Origin of the sequence: Bradyrhizobium sp. AT1, assembly GCF_001590795.1 — a bacterium.
Lineage (GTDB): Bacteria > Pseudomonadota > Alphaproteobacteria > Rhizobiales > Xanthobacteraceae > Bradyrhizobium.
Genome location: NZ_JXDL01000001.1, coordinates 1,480,393 through 1,502,940 on the forward strand (window position 1 = coordinate 1,480,393; position 22,548 = coordinate 1,502,940).

General features: G+C 64.5%; 28 protein-coding genes. 3 read left to right on the plus strand and 25 right to left on the minus strand.

Annotation, left to right across the window (positions count from 1 at the left end):
• A partial coding sequence (locus SE92_RS07070; protein WP_063203380.1) for an ATP12 family chaperone protein occupies positions 1-617 on the minus strand: 617 nt, incomplete at its 3' end.
• A 72-nt stretch (positions 618-689) separates the two neighbouring features.
• Between SE92_RS07070 and SE92_RS07075 the strand changes: the two genes are divergently transcribed.
• Positions 690-1,136, plus strand: coding sequence for a hypothetical protein (locus SE92_RS07075; protein ID WP_063195080.1), 447 nt, complete (start codon positions 690-692; stop codon positions 1,134-1,136).
• Positions 1,137-1,300: 164 nt separating this feature from the next.
• Here SE92_RS07075 and SE92_RS07080 read toward each other — a convergent pair whose 3' ends face one another.
• Genes SE92_RS07080 through SE92_RS07100 form a run of 5 tightly spaced genes read right to left on the minus strand, consistent with a single transcriptional unit; the run spans position 1,301 to position 5,941 of the window.
• Positions 1,301-2,542 (minus strand): RluA family pseudouridine synthase, encoded by a 1,242-nt coding sequence (locus tag SE92_RS07080; RefSeq protein WP_063195081.1) that lies wholly within the window; start codon positions 2,540-2,542, stop codon positions 1,301-1,303.
• Positions 2,539-2,856, minus strand: a complete 318-nt coding sequence (locus SE92_RS07085; protein ID WP_063195082.1) for a HigA family addiction module antitoxin — start codon at positions 2,854-2,856, stop codon at positions 2,539-2,541. Before SE92_RS07085 ends, SE92_RS07080 begins: the two co-directional genes overlap by 4 nt.
• 9 nt (positions 2,857-2,865) lie before the next feature.
• Positions 2,866-3,150, minus strand: a complete 285-nt coding sequence (locus tag SE92_RS07090; protein ID WP_063203381.1) for a type II toxin-antitoxin system RelE/ParE family toxin — start codon at positions 3,148-3,150, stop codon at positions 2,866-2,868.
• 56 nt (positions 3,151-3,206) lie between these two features.
• Positions 3,207-4,538, minus strand: a complete 1,332-nt coding sequence (locus tag SE92_RS07095; protein WP_063195083.1) for a replication-associated recombination protein A — start codon at positions 4,536-4,538, stop codon at positions 3,207-3,209.
• Positions 4,535-5,941, minus strand: coding sequence for a DegQ family serine endoprotease (locus SE92_RS07100; RefSeq protein ID WP_063195084.1), 1,407 nt, complete (start codon positions 5,939-5,941; stop codon positions 4,535-4,537). Before SE92_RS07100 ends, SE92_RS07095 begins: the two co-directional genes overlap by 4 nt.
• Positions 5,942-6,256: 315 nt before the next feature.
• On the opposite strand from SE92_RS07100, the gene SE92_RS07105 reads away from it, so the two are divergent.
• Positions 6,257-7,876, plus strand: coding sequence for an OprO/OprP family phosphate-selective porin (locus tag SE92_RS07105; protein WP_063203382.1), 1,620 nt, complete (start codon positions 6,257-6,259; stop codon positions 7,874-7,876).
• A gap of 55 nt (positions 7,877-7,931) precedes the next feature.
• Here SE92_RS07105 and SE92_RS07110 read toward each other — a convergent pair whose 3' ends face one another.
• Entirely contained in the window at positions 7,932-8,309 is a 378-nt protein-coding gene (locus tag SE92_RS07110) for a winged helix-turn-helix transcriptional regulator (protein ID WP_063195085.1), read from the minus strand.
• Between the two features lie 134 nt (positions 8,310-8,443).
• Here SE92_RS07110 and SE92_RS07115 point away from each other — a divergent pair, with 134 nt between their 5' ends.
• A complete protein-coding gene (locus tag SE92_RS07115) occupies positions 8,444-9,457 on the plus strand; it encodes a zinc-binding alcohol dehydrogenase family protein (RefSeq protein WP_063195086.1) in 1,014 nt (337 codons plus the stop codon).
• 3 nt (positions 9,458-9,460) lie between these two features.
• On the opposite strand, the gene SE92_RS07120 is transcribed toward SE92_RS07115, so the two are convergent.
• From SE92_RS07120 to rpsN, 18 genes are all read right to left on the minus strand, one after another.
• Positions 9,461-10,789, minus strand: a complete 1,329-nt coding sequence (locus SE92_RS07120) for a chloride channel protein (RefSeq protein ID WP_063195087.1) — start codon at positions 10,787-10,789, stop codon at positions 9,461-9,463.
• Positions 10,790-10,844: 55 nt separating this feature from the next.
• Positions 10,845-11,141, minus strand: coding sequence for a DUF1330 domain-containing protein (locus SE92_RS07125; protein WP_063195088.1), 297 nt, complete (start codon positions 11,139-11,141; stop codon positions 10,845-10,847).
• A gap of 8 nt (positions 11,142-11,149) precedes the next feature.
• Positions 11,150-11,938, minus strand: a complete 789-nt coding sequence (locus SE92_RS07130; protein ID WP_063195089.1) for an SDR family NAD(P)-dependent oxidoreductase — start codon at positions 11,936-11,938, stop codon at positions 11,150-11,152.
• 80 nt (positions 11,939-12,018) lie between these two features.
• Complete coding sequence (locus tag SE92_RS07135; RefSeq protein ID WP_063195090.1) at positions 12,019-12,858, minus strand: c-type cytochrome; 840 nt, start codon at positions 12,856-12,858, stop codon at positions 12,019-12,021.
• Positions 12,859-12,976: 118 nt separating this feature from the next.
• Positions 12,977-13,393 (minus strand): 50S ribosomal protein L17, encoded by a 417-nt coding sequence (gene rplQ, locus SE92_RS07140; RefSeq protein WP_014494513.1) that lies wholly within the window; start codon positions 13,391-13,393, stop codon positions 12,977-12,979.
• Positions 13,394-13,515: 122 nt separating this feature from the next.
• The gene (locus tag SE92_RS07145) at positions 13,516-14,547 is read right to left on the minus strand and encodes a DNA-directed RNA polymerase subunit alpha (protein ID WP_063195091.1); all 1,032 of its coding nucleotides are present in this window, start codon (positions 14,545-14,547) and stop codon (positions 13,516-13,518) included.
• Between the two features lie 115 nt (positions 14,548-14,662).
• Positions 14,663-15,052: a 30S ribosomal protein S11 gene (gene rpsK, locus SE92_RS07150; RefSeq protein WP_007603045.1), complete on the minus strand. Its 390-nt coding sequence runs from the start codon at positions 15,050-15,052 to the stop codon at positions 14,663-14,665.
• Positions 15,053-15,175: 123 nt separating this feature from the next.
• A complete protein-coding gene (rpsM, locus tag SE92_RS07155; protein WP_008549231.1) occupies positions 15,176-15,544 on the minus strand; it encodes a 30S ribosomal protein S13 in 369 nt (122 codons plus the stop codon).
• Positions 15,545-15,729: 185 nt separating this feature from the next.
• Complete coding sequence (locus SE92_RS07160; protein WP_063195092.1) at positions 15,730-16,641, minus strand: adenylate kinase; 912 nt, start codon at positions 16,639-16,641, stop codon at positions 15,730-15,732.
• On the minus strand, positions 16,638-17,849 hold the full coding sequence (locus SE92_RS07165; protein WP_063195093.1) for a preprotein translocase subunit SecY: 1,212 nt from the start codon (positions 17,847-17,849) through the stop codon (positions 16,638-16,640). Before SE92_RS07165 ends, SE92_RS07160 begins: the two co-directional genes overlap by 4 nt.
• Positions 17,850-17,861: 12 nt before the next feature.
• The gene (secY, locus tag SE92_RS07170; RefSeq protein ID WP_028152980.1) at positions 17,862-19,193 is read right to left on the minus strand and encodes a preprotein translocase subunit SecY; all 1,332 of its coding nucleotides are present in this window, start codon (positions 19,191-19,193) and stop codon (positions 17,862-17,864) included.
• Between the two features lie 252 nt (positions 19,194-19,445).
• Positions 19,446-19,931, minus strand: coding sequence for a 50S ribosomal protein L15 (gene rplO, locus SE92_RS07175; RefSeq protein WP_063195094.1), 486 nt, complete (start codon positions 19,929-19,931; stop codon positions 19,446-19,448).
• 76 nt (positions 19,932-20,007) lie between these two features.
• Positions 20,008-20,214 carry a 50S ribosomal protein L30 gene (gene rpmD / locus SE92_RS07180; RefSeq protein ID WP_008136329.1) on the minus strand — a complete coding sequence of 69 codons (207 nt, stop codon included), beginning with the start codon at positions 20,212-20,214 and terminating at the stop codon, positions 20,008-20,010.
• Between the two features lie 21 nt (positions 20,215-20,235).
• Positions 20,236-20,829 (minus strand): 30S ribosomal protein S5, encoded by a 594-nt coding sequence (rpsE, locus tag SE92_RS07185; RefSeq protein ID WP_025036985.1) that lies wholly within the window; start codon positions 20,827-20,829, stop codon positions 20,236-20,238.
• A 44-nt stretch (positions 20,830-20,873) separates the two neighbouring features.
• Positions 20,874-21,236 (minus strand): 50S ribosomal protein L18, encoded by a 363-nt coding sequence (gene rplR, locus SE92_RS07190; RefSeq protein ID WP_007603036.1) that lies wholly within the window; start codon positions 21,234-21,236, stop codon positions 20,874-20,876.
• Positions 21,237-21,247: 11 nt separating this feature from the next.
• Entirely contained in the window at positions 21,248-21,781 is a 534-nt protein-coding gene (rplF, locus tag SE92_RS07195) for a 50S ribosomal protein L6 (RefSeq protein ID WP_063195095.1), read from the minus strand.
• A 16-nt stretch (positions 21,782-21,797) separates the two neighbouring features.
• Positions 21,798-22,196, minus strand: coding sequence for a 30S ribosomal protein S8 (gene rpsH / locus SE92_RS07200; RefSeq protein WP_018322269.1), 399 nt, complete (start codon positions 22,194-22,196; stop codon positions 21,798-21,800).
• Positions 22,197-22,210: 14 nt separating this feature from the next.
• Positions 22,211-22,516, minus strand: a complete 306-nt coding sequence (rpsN, locus tag SE92_RS07205) for a 30S ribosomal protein S14 (RefSeq protein ID WP_018322268.1) — start codon at positions 22,514-22,516, stop codon at positions 22,211-22,213.
• Positions 22,517-22,548: the final 32 nt, after the last annotated feature.

A 22,548-nucleotide genomic window follows, 5' to 3' on the forward strand; every position in this document is an offset into this window, starting at 1 on the left:
CCATGGGCCAATGCCAAGGCCAGCAGCGCCGAGCCGGTCAGGGTCGTCACCACGTGGAGCGCGGCGACCGACCAGGCATCGGCGGGCAGCGCGGCGCGCGCGGCCTGAAGCGCCTCATCCGGCTGCTTCACATGCATGACGCCCTCGGACAGGATGAAATGCGCTCCAAGCGCCTCCGCGGCCCAGAACACCACGGGATCCCAATGCGCGGCCTCGCGGGCGACAAGCCCTTCCGGATGGCCGGCGCGATAGAACACCAAATCGGACTCGAGATATTTTGCGAGGTCCTCGGCGACGAGCTCGACGCGATCGACGACGCCCTCCACGACGCTGTTGGCGATCCGCGTCAGCGGCATGCTCACGGGATCGATGCTCTCGCCCTGAGCCGCCCATTCCGCAGCCACGGCATCAGCCAGTGCGCGTGAGGGCATCACCACCTGACGGCCGGAGGGCGTGCGGATCGGCTTGCCGTCGAGGGTGATGGCGAAGCCGCCCTCGGCCTCAGTGACACCGGCCTCCTTGTAAAAGCGCTTGCGCTGCGGCGGGCGCGCGGCCCGCCGGATCGCGCCTTGCGGATCGGATGGGGTCTGTCCCGCTTCTTCGAACAGTTCACGCATTTCGTTTCGGCCCCGGTCGCTGGATGCTAGGCTTTTAAGATAAGATCCGTGGCCGATAAAGCGAGCAGCGGCATGAGGGAACTTGCGGGCATTGCGGCCCTGTTCGCCGGGCTTTGGCTGGCCGCGGCGGAGGCCGGCTTTCGCACCCCGGAATCATTGGTCCGCAACGTCTACGCCCATTACGGCGACGGCGCGCCGGCGCTGTCCAAAGGACTGCCGCGGGATACGGCGACCGCCCGGCAATTCTTCGATCCGGCCCTGCGCAAGGCCTGGTCCGCGCCGCGGGCCGAGCCCTACGACTTCCTGGTGCAAAGCCAGAGCTGGAAGCTCGGCCCGATCGCCATCGCTGTCGTTCGCAGGCAATACGACAAGACCTACGTCGCGGCGAATTTCGACAATCGCGGCAAGCCCGTGACGCTGAACTTCATCGTCGTCAACGGACCGGAGGGTTGGTTGATCACGGATGTCGAGAGCCCGCATGACAGTCTGCGGATGTTTCTGGAGCAGTTTCGGAATTAGTGACCGCTGTCATGCCCCGGCTTGACCGGGGCATCCAGTACGCCGCGGCGGACATCGTGAGAGCGGGCCCTCAAACGTTGGCCTCTTGAATACTGGATCGCCCGCCCCAGTGCGCAACTGCGCACAAGGCGGGCGATGACACCGAGTGTTTGGCGCACCAGCCCCTACTCCTCCGGCGCGTTCTCGATCGGGTCGAACCGGCTGGCATCGAGCCCGAGCAGATTCCACGACTGCTGCATGTGCGGCGGCAGCGGCGCGGTGGCGTCGATCACGCCGCCGCGCGGGTGCGGGATGACGATGCGTCGCGCGAGCAGATGCAGCCGGTTCTGCAGGCCGCCCGGCAGCTGCCAGTTCTCGATGTTGAAATATTTGGGATCGCCGACGATGGGATGCCCGATATGGGCCATGTGAGCGCGGAGCTGATGCGTGCGGCCCGTCACCGGCTTGAGCGACACCCAGGTCAGCTTGTTGCCGGCGGTTTCTACCACCGCGTAATACGTCACCGCATGGCTGGCGCCCTCGTCGCCGTGCTCGGCGATGCGCATGATGGTGTCGTCCTCGGTCTCCTCCTTGGCAAGGAAAGTCGAGATGCGGCCCTGTTTCGGCTTCGGCAGGCCCGGCACCAGCGCCCAATAGGTCTTTCGCGCCGACCGCGAGCGGAAGGCGCCGGTCAGATGCGAGGCGGCAAAGCGCGTCTTGGCGATCAGCAGACAGCCCGACGTCTCGCGGTCGATGCGGTGCACGAGGCGCGGCTTCTGGCCCTTGGAATCGCGCATCACCTCAAGCATCTGGTCGATGTGACGCGTCATGCCCGAGCCGCCCTGCACCGCAAGGCCGGCGGGCTTGTTCAGAACGAGAACGTCGTCGTCCTCGTAGATCGTCATCTCCTTCAGCGCCTTGAGCGTCTTCTGCGCGGCTTCCGAGAGCTCGCCGACGACCTTCGGCGCGTCCAGCTTCAGCGGCGGAATGCGGACGCTCTGCCCCTCCTCCAGACGATCCTTGCTGTCGACGCGTTTGCCGTCGACGCGCAGCTCGCCTTTTCGGACGACACGCTGGATGTGGGAGAACGACAGGCCGGGAAAACGCGCTTCGAGGAAGCGGTCGACGCGCATGTTGTTCTCGTCGGCGCTCACCTTGACGGTCTGCACCTTGGTCGGCAGCAGCGGCTCAACGGATTTTTCGGGCGCAGTCCTTTCGAATTCAGCCTTCTCCAGCCTGGCTTTGGGCGGACGCCGCTCGGCACGCTCGCCCGCAAAGCGCGGCGGCTTGCTGCTGGGCTTACCACTGGGTTTGCCGCCCGGGCGCGGCCCGGCCTTCTTCGCGCTCCCTGCCTTGAACGGGCGCGCCTCCTTGCGCTCGTCGCGATCGCGAGGCTTGGGATTCATTCTCTTGATGCGGCGGCTCATGCGGTCTTTCCAAGCTTGCGTGTCGACTGCGCGCTGGCGCGGCGGGGCAGCGACGCAACCTGCGCGCCGACCTCCTTCTCCGCCAGCCGCAGCTCATATTGCTGTTGCAGGTTCATCCAGAATTGCGGGCTGGTGCCAAACCAATGACCAAGGCGCAGCGCGGTGTCGGCGGTGATACCGCGCTGGCCGTTGATGATGCCGGTGATGCGATTGACCGGCACGTCGATCTGACGCGACAGCTCCGCGGCCGTGATGCCGAGTTCGCGCAGTTCTTCGGCGAGCTGTTCGCCGGGATGAATGGGCGTGCGGGGCATGAGCTTCCTTCAGTGATAGTCGACGATCTCTACATCGGTTGGACCTGGCGATCCCTCTGACCAAACGAAGCAGATCCGCCATTGATCGTTGATTCGGATCGAGAATTGTCCTACACGATCGCCCTTCAAGGTCTCCAGCCGATTACCGGGCAATGCCGCCAAGTCGGCTAAGCTCGTTGCCGCGTCCAATCGATCGAGGCGAGTCTCTGCCTGGCGGGCAAATCCCGAGAATTCCTTGACGTGCTGGCCAGCTGCAAATCGCTCCGTACGCTTGTCGCGGTAGCTGACGATCATGTGCATCCGTTAGCAGGATTTACGAGTTACGTAAATAGTAAATTCGCCAGGAATGCCTACTTCCCGCCCCGCTCCTTGCGCAGCTTGGCCCAGTAATCCAGCCGCTTGCGGATCTCGCGCTCGAAGCCGCGTTCGGGCGGGTCGTAGAAGGTCTGGCGGCCGAGGGCTTCCGGGAAGTAGTCCTGGCCGGAGAAGGCGTCTGGGGCGTCGTGGTCGTATTCGTAGGCCGCGCCGTAGCCTTCCGACTTCATCAGCTTGGTCGGCGAATTCAGGATGTGCTTTGGCGGCAGCAGCGAGCCGCCGTGCTTTGCGGTCTGCATCGCAGCCTTGAAGGCGGTGTAGACCGCGTTCGATTTCGGCGCGGTGGCGAGATAGACCACGGCCTGGGCGATCGCGAGTTCGCCTTCGGGATGGCCGAGGAAATCGAAGGCGTCCTTCGCTGCGTTGGCGATGACGAGCGCCTGCGGATCGGCAAGCCCGATGTCCTCCACCGCCATGCGCACGACGCGGCGGGCCAGGAACAGCGGATCCTCGCCAGCATCGAACATGCGGCAGAGATAGTAGAGCGCGGCATCGGGATCGGAGCCGCGCACCGATTTATGCAGCGCCGAGATCAAATTGTAATGGCCGTCGGCCGACTTGTCGTAGATCGGCGCGCGGCGCTGCAGGATGTCCTGCAATTGCGCAGCGTTGAAAATCTCGTCCGCCCGCGCCGAGCGCCAGACCTCTTCGGCGAGCGTCAGCGACGCGCGGCCATCGCCGTCGGCCATGCGCACCAGCACCGCGCGCGCCTCGTCATCGAGCGGCAGCTTGCGGCCCTCGACCTCCTCGGCATGCGTGAACAGCTTTTCGATCGCGGCGGCATCGAGCGAGCGGAACACCAGCACGCGCGCGCGAGAGAGCAACGCCGCATTGAGCTCAAAGGACGGGTTCTCGGTGGTAGCGCCGACCATCACCACCGTGCCGTCTTCCATCACCGGCAGAAACGAATCCTGCTGGGCGCGATTGAACCTGTGCACCTCGTCGACGAACAGCAGCGTGCCCTTGCCCATCTCGCGGCGTGCGCGGGCGGCATCGAAGGCCTTCTTCAGATCGGCAACGCCGGAGAACACCGCGGAGATCTGCTCGAAATGCAGGTCGGTCGCATCCGCCAGCAGCCGCGCCACCGTGGTCTTGCCGGTGCCGGGCGGTCCCCAGAACACCAGGGATCCCAGCGTGCGCGTCTCCAGCATGCGCGTCAGCGCGCCATCGGGGCCGAGGATGTGGTCCTGGCCGACGACTTCCGACAGCGTGCGCGGGCGCAGCCGGTCCGGCAGCGGATGCGGAGCCTCGTGGTCGAGCCCCGCCGCGGCAAAGAGAGTTGGCGTTTGTGGCCGCTTCGGACTCATCCGCCTAGCGTGACGTTGATCTGCTGACCGCCGCGCACCAGCGTGATGCGCCAGATTCGCGGGCGCTCACCGGCCGCCTTTTCGAGGTCGCCAGTCTTGCTGATCTTCACGTTGTTGACCGCGAGGATGATATCGCCCTTCTGGAAGCCGACATTCGCGGCTGCGCTGTCGCCGCCGAGATCGGTGATCACGACGCCTTCGGTGTCGGCATCAAGATGCAGCTCGTCGGCGACCGCAGGCGTGATGGTCGAGACTTTCGCGCCCTGGAACGGCGATCGCGCGGTGACGACCAGCTCGTTGCGGCCCGTATCGGGCGCCGTCTCCAGCGCGATCGTCAGCTTGAGCGGTTTGCCGCCGCGCTGCACGTCGATCTGCGCGGTGCCGCCGAGCGGACGGGTGGCGAAGCGATAGTCGAACGCGTTGGGATCATCCACGGTCTGGCCATCGATCCCAGTGATGAGATCGGAGGATTTCAAGCCGGCCTTCGCCGCGGGGCCGTTCGACACCACGCTCGCGACCAGCGCGCCGGTTGGCGAGCGCAGACCGAGACTCTCGGCGATCTCGGGCGTCACCGCCTGCAATTTTGCCCCGAGCCAGGGACGCTTCACCGCCTTGCCGCCGCTCTTGGCAGAGGCGACGACGACGCGAACCATGTTGGAGGGAATTGCAAAGCCGATGCCTTGCGAGCCGCCGGAGCGCGAATAGATCGCGGTGTTGATCCCGGCGAGCTTGCCGCTCATGTCGACCAGCGCACCGCCGGAATTGCCGGGATTGATCGCCGCGTCGGTCTGGATGAAGAACTGGTAGTCGGTGATGCCGACCTGCGTGCGCGCGAGCGCCGAGATGATGCCGTGGGTCACGGTCTGGCCGACGCCGAAGGGATTGCCGATCGCGAGCACGACGTCGCCGACCAGCAGCTCGTCGGAATTGGTGAAGTCCAGCGTCGGGAATTTCTCCTTGGTGTCCTTCAGACGGAGGACGGCGAGATCGGTGCGGGAATCCTTCAGCAGGATCTCGGCCTCGAACTCGCGCTTGTCCGACAGCGACACCTTCACTTGGTCCGCGCCCTCGATGACGTGCACGTTGGTGACGACGAGGCCGGAGGCATCGACGATGACGCCGGAACCGAGCGAGCGCTGCATCTGCTCGGGCTGCTGGCCCGGCACACCGAAGAAGCGGCGGAAGATCGGATCATCGAGCAGCGGGTTGCGGTTCTGCACCACCTTGGCGGCATAGACGTTGACCACGGCCGGCTGCACCCGCTGCACGATCGGCGCGTAGGACAGCCGCAGCTCGGCCGGCGAGGACGGCACCCGGCGGTCCTGCGCCGCGGCCGGATTGAAGTTGGACGAAAGCGCTATGCACACCGCCGTGACGACGGCGGTCCAGGTCGATCGAAACATTCATACCTCTCGGAAAAGACGATGGAATATAGGCGTTTTCGGCAGCCAATAGAAGGGCGCCGGGCGGCAATTCGGCCGCCTTGCCGGTGTGCCCGGAATGCAAGCTCGGCGTGCGAATCGGCAATTCGCTGGAAGGCTCGATTGGCATCAAATGCATCATCCCGCATTGTGGAGCCGAGTGGATTCGGTTGCGACGAATTTGCATCATCGGGAACCCGGTCAACGGGACGCAGCGTCGCGGGGCAGTCATCGATCATACCTAGGCTCTCCCGCGTTCGACTTGGGGAAGTTTCGTCAAACGATGGAGGTGTGAACGTGAGCAGGACATTGATCGCGGCCACGGCGATGGGCCTCGCCGGCGTGCTGGCGGCCTCGCAGGCCCGGGCTCAATCGGCAAACAGCAGCGAGCAGGAGATCGCGCTGCTCAAGCAGCAGCTGAAGATGCTGGAGCAGAAGCTCGACAAACTCCAGAGCCAGACCGCGGCGAACACGGCCGCGACGGCGAAGGCCAAGGCCGAGGCAAAGGCGGAGGCGAAGGCGAAGGCTGAGGCGCGCTCGGAGGAGAAGGCGGTGGTGGCCAACGCAAACGCGGCGATCCCGGTCAAGGGCCCGGCACCGGCGTCCGGCGTGGTCGTGACCATGCCGAACAACCGGCCCACCATCTGCACCGCCGACCAGGCCAATTGCGTCGCCATCACCAGCCGCGTGCACTACGATGTCGGCGGCTACGACTATCGTCCCAACACAGCCGCCACCGTGCCGCAGAAGCTCGACAGTGGCCAGAACGTGCGCCGCGCCCGCATCGGCGTCACCGGCAAGTTTCTCAACGACTGGAACTTCGCGCTCATCTACGATTTCGGCGGCTCGTCCGACGGCTTTGGCGGCGCGGCGCCAGGCTCACTGCCGGGCGGCGGCGTCTCCGGCGTCGAAAACGCCTATCTCAGCTATACCGGCTTGAAGCCGTTCGGCGGCAAGATGGCGGTCGAAGCCGGCATCATGGACCTGCCCTACACGCTCGACGAGGCCACCAGCTCCAACGACATCATGTTCATGGAGCGCGCCTCGGCCGGTATCATCGCCACCAATATCGCCGCCGGCGATTTCCGCTCCGCGGCCGGTACGCGCTGGTACAACGACCAGCTCTGGATCGGCGGCTATGTCACGGGGCCGTCGACCGGGGCGATCCACTCGGCTTCGAGCGCGGCGCCGGCGGGCACCAGCGAGCAATATGGCGCCGTCGCGCGCGTTGCCGGCAACCCCATCAGCGGCAAGGACTATTCGGTGCATATCGGCGCCGACGCCCAGTGGCTGATCCAGCCGCCGCGCAACCTCATCGCCAACACGCAAACCGTCACGCTCAGCGATCGCCCGGAACTGCGTCTCGATCCGACCACGCTGATCTCGACCGGCGCGATCGCCAATGCCTCGGGCGCGCAGGTCTACAGCGTCGAAGCGGCGGCGACCTATGGTCCGTTCATCGTTCAGGGCGAGTACTTCTGGTACAATATCGACCGAACCGCCAACACCGGCGTCCCGCTGGTCGGCGCACCCAGCCTGAAATTCCAGGGCGGCTATGCGCAGGCCGGCTACGTGCTGACAGGCGAAGGCCGCAGCTACAACGCCGCGAACGCGGCCTATGGCGGCGTCAAGCCGGCGCACCCGTTTTCGCTCGAAGGCGGCGGCTGGGGCGCGTGGGAAATCGCGGGACGGTTCTCGACGGTCGACCTCAACAATCAGCTGGGCACAGCGACCGGGATCGCCGGCGGGCGGCAGACCGTCTACACCGCAGCGCTCAACTGGTACGTCAACGGCAACGTCCGCTTCATGCTCGACTATCTGCATGGCACGGTGTCGCGGCAGGCTTCACCGGTCTCGACCGCCAATGTCGGCTCGAAGTTCGACGCGGTCGCGATGCGGACGCAGTTCGCGTTCTAACATCTCCCGTCATCCCCGGGCGCGCGCAAGCGCGAGCCCGGGACCAATGCTGGAATTACGCCGCGCGCTTCGGCTTCCTCACCACCACCGGCGGCGGCGCGCAGGACAGCCGCTGCTGGTGACTCTCGCCCCAGGCCTTCAGGATGTCGATCACCGGCTTGAGGCTCTCGCCGAGCTCGGAGAGACAATACTCCACCCGCGGTGGCACCTCGGCATAGACCTTGCGGATGACGAGCTTATCCTCCTCCAGCGCACGAAGCTGTTTTGTCAGCATGCGTTGGGTGATGCCGGGCATCCGGCGGCGCAGCTCGCCGAAGCGCTGGGTGCCGCTCTGCAGGTGATAGAGGATCACGCCCTTCCACTTGCCGTCGATCAGGTCCAGCGTCGCCTCGACCGAGCAGCCCGGGCGCCGGGCAAAATCGCGCCGTTTCATGCGTGTTTTCCCAATAGTATACAAACAGGGACTATATCCCCGAATTTACAGTACTTGCCAAATCGGAGCTAGCGGGACAGTTAGCAGGTCAGGCGCCCATGCCAAAGCCTTGCGCCATCTGATGGAGACAAGCCATGAAGGCCGTCGGCTACAAGAAATCGCTTCCGATCGAGGACGCGGATTCGCTGATCGATTTCGAGACCGCAAAACCCGAGCCCAAGGGACGCGACATCCGCGTCGCCGTGAAGGCGATCTCGGCCAATCCGGTCGACTACAAGGTGCGCAAGCGCGCTGCTCCGCCAGAGGGCGAGACCAAGATCCTGGGCTACGACGCGGCCGGCGTGGTCGATGCGGTCGGGCCCGAGGTCACGCTGTTCAAGCCGGGCGACGAGGTGTTTTATGCCGGCTCGATCCTGCGCCAGGGCACCAACGCCGAATTCCATCTGGTCGACGAGCGCATCACAGGCCTCAAGCCGAAGAGCCTGTCCTTCGCGCAGGCCGCCGCGCTTCCCCTCACCTCCATCACCGCATGGGAGCTGCTGTTCGACCGGCTCGGCGCGGTACCCGGCAAGAGCGTCGACCCACGCACGCTGCTGATCACGGGCGGCGCCGGCGGCGTCGGCTCGATCCTGATCCAGCTTGCCCGCCGCCTCACTGGTCTCACGGTGGTTGCGACCGCGACGCGGCCGGACTCGCAGAAATGGTGTCTCGATCTCGGCGCGCATGCGGTGATCGACCACGGCAAGCCGATGAAGGAGCAGATCGAGAAGCTGAAGCTTCCTCCGGTCGCGCTGGTGGCGAGCCTCACCTTCACCGATCAGCACTACAAGGCGATCGCCGACTTCATGGCGCCGCAGGGCAAGTTCGGCCTGATCGACGATCCCCCGGAGTTCACCATGAGCACCTTCAAGGGCAAGGCGATCTCGGTCCACTGGGAATCGATGTTCACGCGGTCCTCGTTCCAGACGGCGGACATGATCGCGCAGCATCATCTGTTGAACGACGTCGCCGACCTCATCGACAAGGGCGTATTGCGCACCACGCTCGACCAGACCTTCGGCACGATCAACGCCGCCAACCTCAAGCGCGCGCACGCGCTGCTCGAGAGCGGCAAGTCGCGCGGCAAGATCGTGCTGGAGGGGTGGTAGGCTTTAGCGCGAAGCGTGCGGCGCCTTCGCTTCAGGCGGACGCGCCGTCCGCTCGACAAAGCCCTTTGCCAGTGCGTGATAGATGCCTTCCTCGCAGATCATCCGCGAGGTCACGTGCGCAATCAGCGCGGCCGCCATCAACGGCACGACCATGCCGTGATTGTCCGTCATCTCGGTCACGATCACGAACGCCGTGATCGGCGCCTGCACCACGCCGGCAAAGTACGAGACCATGCCGAGCAGCATGATCGCGCCGAGCGGCGCGTCGTGGAAGAGCGAGGCGATGTTGCTGCCGATACCGGCACCGACGGCCAGCGACGGCGAGAAAATGCCGCCCGGTATGCCGCTGATCGCGGCAAAGGTCGTCGCGAGGAGCTTGAGCACGCCGAAATCCTGCGGCAATGACGAGCCATGCTCCAGCGCCGTCTTCACCTGCTCATAGCCGGTGCCGTAGATCGTGTCGCCGGACACCAGGCCGCAGATCGCGACAGCGATGCCGCACGCGAATGCGAACCAGAGCGGATGCCCTTTGATCGCGCGTCCGAGCGGATTCTTGAACCCGCGCGCCATCGCGATGACGATGCGGCTGAAGATGCCGCCCGCGAGGCCGCCGACCACGCCACAGAGCGGAACGGCCAGCCAGTCCGTGCCAGGCGCCAGCGACATCGTGCTGCTGCCGAAATACGCGTAATTGCCCGCCAGAGCCAGCGAGGTCAGACCAGCCGCGATCACGGCCGCAATGATCAGGCTGGAGGTGCGGGTCTCAAACGCGCGGCTCATCTCTTCAATGCCGAAAACGATGCCGGCCAGCGGCGTGTTGAACGCTGCGGCGACGCCTGCTGCGGCGCCGGCCAGGATCAAGCCCGGCTGGCGGCGCGGCGAGACGCGGCCGAGCGCGAACATGATGGACGCACCGACCTGAACCGTGGGCCCTTCCCGGCCGACGGAGGCGCCACACAGCAGACCGAACAGAGTGAGGATCACTTTTCCGACCGCAATCCGAATCGAGACCAGACTCTCGCGTGCCCTCTGATCGGTCAGATGGCGTGCGGCGATCGCCTGTGGAATGCCGCTGCCCTGCGCGTTGGGAAACAGCCGGATGGTCAGATAGGCCGACAGCATGAAGCCGAGCGGGGTCACCGCCAGCACGGCGTAGCGCGACTTCGCCAGCAGCAGCACGAAAGCTTGCTGAGCTAGATCGGCAAGCTGCGCCAGCCCCACCGCCGCTGCGCCAACCCCGATGCCACCGAGCAGGAAGATCGCCTGCCGCTGCCATCGCGCGGAAGTCAGCCTGAACAGACGTTTGTGGCGCGTAGACAGGGACCAGAGCATAAACGCCGTTTAAGCGCCTTGTGCTCCGAAATGAAGCGACAAGTGGGCAGATCAGCTAGGCTGGAACCACACCCTCCACGAACATGAGTCGCCGCTCCAATGCGGTCTCCCGCAGCTTGAGCGCTTCGGCATACTCGGGCGAAGCGTACCATTCCCGCGCGCGAGCCATCGAGGGAAACTCCACCATGATGATGGTTTTCGCCGGCGGGCCGCCCTCCACCAATTCGGTGGCGCCACCGCGCGCGAGATAGCGGCCGCCATATTGAGCGATGGTCTGCGCCGCGAGCGCGCGATAGGCCTCCATTGCGGCCTGATCCCGCATCTCGACCTCGGAAATCACGTAGGCAGCCATGAGCGACCTCAGGCGATCGTATTGACGATGCCGCCTTCCGCCCGCAACGCCGCGCCGTTGGTGGCGGAGGCTTCCTTCGAGGCGACATAGACCACCATGTTGGCGATCTCGTCGACGCTGGCAAAACGCTGGATCAGGGAGCTCGGGCGATGCTGCTTGACGAAATTGGCGGCGGCCTCGTCCACGGACTGGCCGTTCTGTTTCGCGAGATCCTTCACGAAGGTCTCGACGCCTTCCGACATGGTCGGGCCCGGCAGCACGGAATTGACGGTGACGCCGGTGCCGCGGGTGAGCTGCGCGAGACCCCGCGCCACCGAGAGCTGGGCCGTCTTGCTCATGCCGTAGTGGATCATCTCGACGGGAATGTTGAGCCCGGACTCCGATGAGATGAAGACGATGCGGCCCCAATTGCGCTCGATCATGCCCTTCATGTAGGCCCGCGACAGCCTCACGCCGCTCATCACGTTGACCTCGAAGAAGCGGCTCCAGTCCTCGTCCGGAATCTCGAAGAAGTCCTTGGGCTCGAAGATGCCGGCATTGTTGATGAGGATGTCGACGCTTGGCAGCGCCGCGACCAGCGCCTTGCAGCCCGCGGCGGTCGAGACGTCGGCGGCGACGCCGCGGACCTTGCCACCCGTCCCTGCCAGCTTGCGCACGGCCGCATCGACCTTGTCCTGACCGCGGCCGTTGATCACGACGCTGGCGCCGGACGCCGCCAGGCCTTTGGCGATGGCATGGCCGATGCCGGCAGTCGAGCCGGTAACGAGAGCGGTTTTTCCGGAAAGGTCGATCTTCATGAATCATCTCCATTGACGCTGACGGAGATATCGTGCGCTGCATAAGCAGCTTCAATCGTCCCTCACCGACGCGTGAGGAGTTAACTCCGCGGCGGCAGTGTTCTGAGAAAGGCGACGATGGAATCGAGATCCTGCGCCGTCATGCCGGCATAGGCAGCATAGGCCATCGGCGGCTTGAGCTTGTGTCCGTCGCGCGCGATGCCTTGCGTAATCGCACGTTTGATTTCCTCGTCGCTCCACCGGCCAAGGCCGGCGGCGGGATCGGAGGTGATGTTGGCGGAGACGGACTCGCCCCACGGTCCTTTGAAGGTGCGGCCGCCCTTACCGCTCGCGCCGGCGAAATCGTGCACGGCGGACGGTCCCTCCGGCGTGTGGCACTCCAGGCAATGGGCAATGGTCAGCAGGTATCGGCCGCGCGCCAGCGGGTCGCCCAGTTCGGCCTCGCTCGCCTGCTTGCCGGCATAGGTCGGTGTCTCCGGCTTCGACGCCATCCTGTATTCCGGCGCCGGCACCTCGTGGCGCACCGCCGGCACCGAGCGCAGATACGCCGTGAGCGCGTCGAGATCGCGCGCCGTCAGCACGTCGTAGAACGCCGTCGGCATGATCGGCGCCACCCTGGTGCCATCGGGCCGCTTGCCGCTGACCAGAAACCGCTTCAGCTCGGCATCGCTCCAGCCGCCGATCCCGGTGTCCTTGTCCGGCGTGATGTTGGAGCCGGAGACCTTGAACCGAGGCTCGTCGAAGACCTGGCTGCCGCCCGAGAGCGCACGCGAGAGATCGGGGCCCTGCGGCCCGCGCGGCGTGTGGCAGTTATGGCAGACCATCACACTGCCGACGAGATAGGCGCCGCGCTCGACCAGCGTCTCGCTGGAGGCCGGCGCCATCGCGAGCGCCAGCACGATCCCCAACACCATCCTCATCGAAAGCCCCCGACCGGCATCGCGTTCATCAGACGATGCGCAGCTTGAGAAATGGCCGCGCCATACAAAAAAGCGGCGCCCAGGGGCGCCGCTTTCGAAAACCTCAAAGCCGGTCGGCTTACGCCGCCTCGGCTTCCTTTTCCTGCACCGGACCGGAATCCTGGCCCTTGGCATCGACGTCGCGATCGACGAACTCGATCACGGCCATCGCGGCGTTGTCGCCGTAGCGGAAGCCGGCCTTGATGATGCGGGTATAGCCGCCCTGGCGGTCCTTGTAGCGGGGCGCCAGGACGTCGAACAGCTTCTTGACCTGATCCTTGTCGCGCATTTCGGAGATCGCCTGGCGGCGCATCGAGAGGCCGCCCTTCTTGCCGAGGGTGACGAGCTTCTCGACGATCGGACGAAGCTCCTTGGCCTTGGGCAGCGTGGTGACGATCTGCTCGTGCTTGATCAGCGCGGCGCACATGTTGGCGAACATCGCGCGGCGATGCTCGGCAGTGCGGTTGAGCTTCCGATGAACCTTGCCGTGACGCATGTGACTATTCCTTCGTTCGATACTGCCGCGACGGTTCGTCGGACATGTTGCTCAGGTGGGCTGCCTGCGTTCGCCCATAAAAATCGCGGCCGGAGATATCCGGCCGCGACGGTGAATTCAGATCAGTAGTGATCCTCGAAGCGCTTGGCGAGCTCGTCGATGTTCTCCGGCGGCCAACCCGGCACTTCCATGCCGAGATGCAGACCCATCTGGGCCAGCACTTCCTTGATCTCGTTCAGCGACTTGCGGCCGAAGTTCGGGGTGCGGAGCATTTCCGCTTCGCTCTTCTGCACGAGGTCGCCGATGTAGACGATGTTGTCGTTCTTCAAGCAGTTGGCCGAACGCACCGACAGCTCGAGTTCGTCCACCTTCTTGAGGAAGGCCGGGTTGAAGGCGAGGTCCGGGATGATCTCCTGGGCGACTTCCTTGCGCGGCTCTTCGAAGTTGACGAACACGTTGAGCTGATCCTGCAGGATGCGGGCGGCGTAAGCCACCGAATCATCCGGCGAGATCGCGCCGTTGGTCTCGATCGTCATGGTCAGCTTGTCGTAGTCGAGGATCTGGCCCTCGCGGGTGTTCTCGACCTTGTAGGAGACCTTGCGGACCGGCGAGTACAGGCTGTCGACCGGGATCAGGCCGATCGGCGCATCCTCGGGACGGTTGCGCTCGGCGGGCACGTACCCCTTGCCGGTGGCGACGGTGAACTCCATGCGGATCTCGGCGCCCTCGTCGAGGGTGCAGATCTGCAGGTCCGGATTGAGCACCACGACGTCCCCGACGGTCTGGATGTCGCCGGCGGTGACGACGCCCGGGCCGGACTTCTTCACGACCATGCGCTTGGGGCCTTCGCCCTGCATCTTGATCGAGATGTCCTTGATGTTGAGCACGATGTCGGTGACGTCCTCACGGACGCCCGCGATCGAGGAGAACTCGTGCAGCACGCCGTCGATGTGCACCGACTGCACTGCCGCGCCCTGGAGCGAGGAGAGCAGGATGCGGCGCAGCGCGTTGCCGAGGGTCTGGCCGAAGCCGCGCTCGAGCGGCTCGGCGACGATGGTTGCGAAACGGTTCGAATCGCTGCCGGGCGTGACCTGGAGCTTGTTCGGTCGAATCAGTTCTTGCCAATTTTTCTGGATCGTCACTGTTTCACCCATACAGGCCAGTCCATTTGAAAGTTCAAATACTGGCGTTGGAGAAAGGCCGCAGATCATTCCCGCGGCTTCTTAGAAAAGTCATTGCGGGCGCCAATGCGCCCGCAACCGGTCGAAATCAAACGCGACGACGCTTGCGCGGACGGCAACCGTTGTGCGGGATCGTGGTCACGTCGCGGATCGAGGTGACGGTGAAGCCTGCGGCCTGAAGCGCGCGGAGCGCCGATTCGCGGCCCGAACCGGGACCGGCAACTTCGACTTCCAGCGTGCGCATGCCGTGCTCTTGCGCCTTCTTGGACACGTCCTCGGCGGCAACCTGCGCGGCGTACGGGGTCGACTTGCGCGAGCCCTTGAAGCCCATCGTGCCGGCCGAGGACCAGGCAATCGTGTTGCCCTGCGCGTCGGTGATGGTGATGGTCGTATTGTTGAACGACGAGTTCACATGCGCGACGCCGGAGGCGATGTTCTTGCGCTCACGACGACGAACGCGGGTGGCTTCCTTGCCCATAGAGTACCTTTCCTGAAGATCTCAAACGCCGCCGTAATGCCAGCGGCTACACCTGTGGAACGAAAAGCGCGCAGCGAACGGGTCATCCCCTGTTCGCCGCACGCCGTGGTTAGATTCGAAAACTTACTTCTTCTTGCCAGCGATGGCCTTCGCCGGACCCTTGCGCGTGCGCGCATTGGTGTGGGTGCGCTGGCCGCGCACCGGCAGACCGCGACGATGACGCAGGCCGCGATAGCAGCCGAGGTCCATCAGACGCTTGATGTTGATGCCGACTTCGCGGCGCAGGTCGCCCTCGACGAGATAGTCGCGGTCGATCACTTCGCGGATCTGGAGCACTTCAGCGTCGCTGAGCTGATTGACGCGACGATCCACGGGGATCTTCACTTTCTCCAGGATCTCACCGGCGATCTTCTGACCGATGCCATGGATGTACTGGAGCGCGATCAGCACGCGCTTGTTGGTGGGAATGTTCACGCCGGCAATACGGGCCACGGCCTTCTCTCCTGTCGCCGATCCTCGTCAGGACCGGGCTTAAGTGCTTATGTTTCTCGGGCAGGTGTTCACAAACGCGAACACGACGCCCACCCCCGGTCTTCCTGGGGCCCGGCATCGTCTGAAACTATCCGACTTGGATGCGGGGCTTATTAGGGGATTCCGGGGGCTTTCGTCAACCGCTGCTAGCGTTTGGCTCGCTTTTTCGTGACCTTTTTTGCAGCCTTCCTGGCACCCTTTTTGACCGCCTTCCTGGCGGTCTTTTTGGTGGCCTTTTTCGCTGCTTTCTTACCGGCTTTCTTACCGGCTTTCTTGCCGGCCTTCTTGACAGTCTTCTTGGCTGCCTTCGGGCCCTTCACCGCCTTGGCGGCCTTTTTCGTCGATTTGGCGGGCTTTTTGGCCGTTTTCGCCGGCTTTTTGGCGGCCTTTGGGGTCGCTGCCTTGGCCGCCCTCGCCTTTTTGGCCGGCGCCGCCTTGGCTACGCTCTTGGCGCGGGTAGCGGGCTCGACCGCCCCCAGCGCCAGGAGCTGGCGATGGATGGCGCGGGTGACCTCGTCGATGGCCATCATACCGTCGATGGTCGAGAGCTTCCGCCGCTCGGAATAGTAGTGAATCAGCGGTTCCGTCTGGTTGCGGTAGTTGGCCAACCGCTTGGTCAGGACCTCCGGGGTGTCGTCGAGTCGGACCTCCTCCCCTCGCTCACGCATCTGGGCGACGCGGGTCTCGACACGGTGCAGCAGCGCGCTCTCGTTGACGCGGAGCTCGATCACGGCATCGAGCTTGAGGTGCTTCTGCTTGAGCAGATCGTCCAGCGCCTCGGCTTGCGGCACGGTGCGTGGGAAACCATCGAGGATGAAGCCGTTGCGGGCGTCCGGCTGGTCGATCCGGTCGGAGATGATTCCGACCACGACCTCGTCGGGCACGAGAGCACCGCTGGCCATGATCTCCTTGGCCTTCAGCCCGACCGGCGTTCCCGCCGCAACCGCCGCACGCAGCATCTCCCCGGTCGAGAGCTGGACGATGCCATAGCGCTGCACCAAGAGCTGCGCCTGGGTCCCCTTGCCCGACCCCGGCGGTCCCAGAAGTATAATTCTCATCGGCGTACGCCCCCCGGATTGGTGAGCGATACGTCGCGCACCTGTGTTTTGATATCAAGAGCAGTGCAAACCACTACCACCGCCGCACCACCATTGACGACCATACTATAAGGCAGTCCGATCCCGTAAAGCTCGAACACCTCCGGAATCAACTGCAACGCAGTCAGGTAGACGGCTCCGACGACCGTCGTCAATGACACGACGCGATCGAGATGGGCAGCGGTCGCCTCGCCGGGCGCGACCCCGGGAATGATACCGTCACGCTGCGCCAGGGATTTCGCCGTGTACTCGGGATCGACGACATAGGCCGTGTAGATGAAGGCGAGCGCGAACACGGCGATCGACACCAGGATCATGTGCAGCGGCTGGCCCAGCTGAAGATGCTGATAGGCCGCCGCGACCAGCGGATGATCGCTGCCCAGGACGAAGCCGGCAAAGGCAAGCGGCAGAAAGAAAATCCAGGGCGCCACGGTGGCCGGAAGCAAAAACCCGGCGTTGTTGAGCTTGATCGACAGCGTCGCGTCCCGTGCCGGCAGTTGCCGCGAGCCGACGTTGCGTGCGGCAAACCGGACCTGGATATTTCGCCGCGCACCTTCGACGAGCACGATCACGACAACGGCCACGACCCAGAACACGGCATGGCCGAGGACGAGGTTACCCGAGATCATGCCTTGCCGGAAAGCATCCATGATGCCGGCGATGTTTTGCGGAATCGCGACCAGAAAACCGGCGCTCAGGATCAGCGCCAGGCCGTTCCCGATGCCGTGGCGTGTGATCTGCTCGCTCAGCCAGACCAGCATGAAGACGCCGCCGACCAATGAGGCCGAGGCCGTCATCACGAACCAGCCGTCGGGATTCCTGACGAGGCCCGGGATCGACGTCAGCGCCGAGGCGAAGCCGTAGGCTTGAAAGGCCGTAAGTCCGAGCGTCAGGCCAAGCGTGGCACGCGCAATCTTGCGCCGTCCGCGCTCGCCTGACCGCTCGAGGGAATTCAGGCGACGCCACACCACAGACAGCAGCCGGATCAGGATTGCTGCCGTCAGATAAGGAATGAGGCCCAGCGCAAAGATCGAGAGCCGGGAGACGAGATCCAGCGTCGGCGAGACGTCGAAGACATCAACCCCGGGAATCGGGATCTGCGTGCCCAGCCTGAAAACGAGAAGCGCGCCGATCGTGATGGCGATGCGGCGCGCGAGCTCGATGGTCATTTGCGGGCGGGCTTACCTGCGGCGGCCGCGCAGCTTCGACTTGCGGATCAGGCCTTCATACTGGTGCGCCAGCAGATAGCCCTGCACCTGTGCCACCGTATCCATGGTGACGCTGACGACGATCAGCAGCGAGGTGCCGCCGAAGTAGAACGGCACCGAGGCGTAGGAGATCAGGATCTCCGGGATCAAGCAGACGATCGCGAGATAAATCGCGCCCAGCACGGTGATGCGCGAGAGCACGTAGTCGATATATTCCGCGGTGCGCTCGCCGGGACGAATGCCCGGAATGAAGCCACCGTGCTTCTTCAGATTGTCCGCGGTCTCGGTCGGGTTGAACACGATCGCGGTGTAGAAGAAGGCGAAGAACACGATCAGCGCCAGATACATGATCAGGAACAGCGGACGGCCGTGGCCGAGCTGGGTGGTGATCCACTGGAACCATTCCGGCCCACTGCCCGCGTTGAAGTTCGCGACCGTGGTCGGCAGCAGCAGCAGCGAGGACGCGAAGATCGGCGGGATCACGCCTGACGTGTTCAGCTTGAGCGGCAGATGCGAGGACTGGCCCTCGAACATCTTGTTGCCGACCTGGCGCTTCGGATACTGGATCAGGAGGCGGCGCTGCGCGCGCTCCATGAACACGATGAAGGCGATCACGGCGACGGCCATGATGATGACGACCAGGATGAGGCCGGTCGACATCGCGCCCTGACGGCCGAGCTCGAGCATGTTGGCGAGCGCAGCGGGCAGCTCGGCGACGATGCCGGCGAGAATGATCAGCGAGATGCCGTTGCCGATGCCGCGCGAGGTGATCTGCTCACCCAGCCACATCAGGAACATGGTGCCGCCGGTCAGCGTGATCGCGGTGGACAGGCGGAAGAACATGCCGGGGTCGCTGACGACGTTGCCGGCGCCCTCGAGGCCCACGGCGATGCCGTAGGACTGGAACGCGGCCAGGATCACCGTGAGATAGCGGGTGTACTGGTTCAGCAGCTTGCGGCCGGACTCGCCTTCCTTCTTCAGCGCCTCGAGTTGCGGCGAGACGGTGGTGAGGAGCTGGATGATGATCGAGGCCGAGATATACGGCATGATGTTCAGCGCGAAGATCGCCATGCGGTGGATGCCGCCGCCGGCGAACATGTTGAACATGCCGAGGATGCCCCCCGCCTGGGAGCGGAACACCTGCTCCCAGATATTGGGATCGATGCCGGGGAGCGGGATGTAGGTCCCGAGCCGATAAACGAGCAGCGCACCCAGGGTGAACCAGATGCGCTTCTTCAGTTCGTCAGCCTTGGCAAACGCACCGAAATTGAGATTGGCTGCCAGTTGTTCCGCTGCAGAGGCCATCTTGGACTTTCTCCCGCCGCCTATTGCGCCGTCATGCCCGCGGCCGGGCTACTAAAGCGCGAACATATCGCGCTTCAGGCTATCGTTTGAACATGATCTTTCCGGAAAACCGCGTCGCACTTTGCGCTAGCGCGGCCCTTCGGGTCCGGATCATGCTCTAGCGGACGCCGGACATTATCTGGGGCTCGGCTTCGATAAGTCCACGTCCCTCATGCGTAAAGGCCCGCGAGCCGCGGGCCAATGACGCAGTTGTTACGCCGCCTCGCCTTCTTCCTTGGCAGGGGCGAGGATCTTCACCGAACCGCCGGCCTTCTCGACCGCGGCGATCGCGGTCTTGGAGGCGCCGTGCACTTCGATGTTGAGCTTCGACTTGAGCTCGCCGCGGCCGAGCAGCCGCAAGCCGCCCTTGGCGCGACGCAGCACGCCGCCCTTCACCAGGGCCTCGACGTTCACGACGCTGCCGGCGTCGATCTTCTTGGCATCGACCGCTTCCTGGAGCCGGTCGAGATTGATCTCGGCGAGCTCGACGCGGAAGATGTTGTTGAAGCCGCGCTTGGGCAGACGGCGATGCATCGGCATCTGGCCGCCTTCGAAACCCTTGATGCGCACGCCCGAACGCGCGGTCTGGCCCTTGCCACCGCGGCCGGACTGCTTGCCCTTGCCCGAACCGATGCCGCGGCCGACGCGCATACGCTTCTTGCGCGAGCCGGCGTTGTCGGCGATATCGCTGAGCTTCATCGCCCTTCTCCTTGTGTCTTGCGCACGATCTTCACCGAGAACGGGTAGCCCGCTTCTCGGGATCGCACGCCGCTTCTTACTTCTCGTCGACGATGCGGACGAGATGGTGAACCTTCTCGATCATGCCGCGGACTGCCGGGGTATCCTGCAGTTCGCTGGTGCGACCGATCTTGTTGAGCTTGAGCCCGATCAGCGTCGAGCGCTGCGAGTGATGGCGGCGGATCGCGCTGCCGATCTGCTCGAGCTTGATCGTCTTGCTGGACTTAGCGGCGTCCTTGGCCATGGGAGTCTACTCCAGCTTCCGTTAGTCGGCAGCCGCCTCGGCATCGCCACCGATACGGCGCGACTGCAGAGTGGACACCTTGATGTTGCGGCGGGCTGCGACCGAACGCGGCGAATCCTGATGCTTCAGCGCGTCGAAGGTTGCGCGAACCATGTTGTAGGGATTCGACGAGCCGATCGACTTGGCGACCACGTCCTGGACGCCGAGCGTCTCGAACACGGCGCGCATCGGACCGCCCGCGATGATGCCGGTACCGGCCGGAGCTGCACGCAGGTAGACACGGCCCGCGCCATGACGGCCGGCGATGTCGTGATGGAGGGTGCGGCCCTCGCGCAGCGACACGCGGGTCAGGTTGCGCTTGGCGGACTCGGTGGCCTTGCGGATCGCCTCGGGCACTTCGCGCGCCTTGCCGTGACCGAAGCCGGCGCGGCCCTTCTGGTCGCCGATCACGACCAGCGCTGCGAAACCGAAGCGCTTGCCGCCCTTGACGACCTTGGCCACGCGGTTGATGTGGACGAGCTTGTCGACGAACTCGCTGTCGCGCTCCTCGCGCTCCCTGCGTTCACGTCCGCCGCCGCGTTGATCGCGTCCACCACGCTGTTCGCGTTCTGCCATTTTTCCAATCCTTCAGAGGCTTGCGCCTCAATCCTCAAATTGCGTTAGAAGCTCAGCCCACTCTCACGCGCCGCGTCGGCAAGAGCCTTGACGCGCCCGTGATAGAGATAGCTGCCGCGATCGAACACGACTTCCTTGACACCCTTCTCGGCGGCGCGCTCGGCCAGCAGCTTGCCGACCGCCTTCGCCGCATCGATGTCGGCGCCGGTCTTGCCGCCGTCGCGCATCGACTTCTCGAGCGATGAGGCAGAGGCCAGCGTCTCGCCCTTCAGGTCGTCGATGACCTGGGCGTAGATGTGCTTGGACGAGCGGAACACCGACAGACGCGGACGGCCACCACCGGAGCGGCGCAGCTTCAGCCGCACACTCCGCTTGCGCCGGGCATTCGTAACCTTGGCTTTGGACATGACCGGCTCCGTTACTTCTTCTTGCCTTCCTTGCGGAAGATGAATTCGCCAACATACTTCACGCCCTTGCCCTTGTAGGGCTCCGGCGGGCGATAGCTGCGGATCTCGGCCGCGACCTGGCCGACACGCTGGATGTCGCTGCCCGAGACCGTGATTTCGGTCGGCTTCGGCACGGCGATCGTGATCCCCTCGGGGATCGTGTAGATCACGTCGTGGCTATAGCCGAGCGCGAGCTGCAGGTTCTTGCCCTGCATCGCGGCGCGGTAACCGACGCCGGTGATCTCGAGCTTCTTCTCGAAGCCCTTGGTGACGCCTTCGACCAGATTCGCGACCTGGGCGCGAGCGGTACCGTAGAGCGCGCGCGCGCGATTGGTCTCGAGCCGCGGCTTGACCTTGATCTGGCCGCTCTCGAGCTTCACCTCGACGTCGTCGTGGACGACGAACTGAAGCTGACCCTTCGGCCCCTTCATCTTGACGGTCTGCCCATCGACGGTCGCGGTAACACCCGACGGCACCGCCACAGGCCTTTTGCCAACACGTGACATGGATGAAAAATCCTTCTCAGAACACCGTGAAGAGGACTTCACCGCCCACATTCGCGTCGCGCGCGCTGTGGTCGGCCATGATCCCCTTCGGCGTCGACAACACCGAAATGCCGAGCCCGTTGTTGACCCGCGGCAGGTTCTTCACCGAGGCGTAGACGCGACGCCCGGGCTTGGAAACACGTTCGATCTCGCGGATGACGGGCTCGCCGTCGAAATACTTCAGCTCGATCTCGATCTCGCTGCGGCCCGAGGAGTGCTCGAGCGTGGCGTAACCGCGGATGTAGCCCTCGGACTTGAGGACCTCGAGCACGTTCTCGCGCATCTTCGAACCAGGCGTGGAAACCTTGGTCTTGGAGCGCATCTGCGCGTTGCGGATACGGGTGATCAGATCGCTGATTGGATCGTGCGTAGACATCTAAACGACCCTCCTTACCAGCTGGACTTCACGAGGCCCGGGACCATGCCCTTGGAGCCAAGTTCGCGCAGCGCGATACGGGACAGCTTGTTCTTGCGGTAGTTCGAGCGCGGGCGACCCGACAGCTCGCAACGCAGGCGGATGCGGGTTGCCGACGAATTGCGCGGCATTTCCGCGAGCTTCAGGGTGGCGGCGAACCGCTCCTCCATCGGCAGCTTCTTGTCGGCGATGATCGCCTTCAACCGCTCGCGCTTGGCGGCGGCGTTCTTCACCATCCGCTTGCGCCGGTTGTTCTTCTCGACTGAACTCTTCTTTGCCATGCTTGGCTCCTGGGTATCCGCGTTTGAGAGGC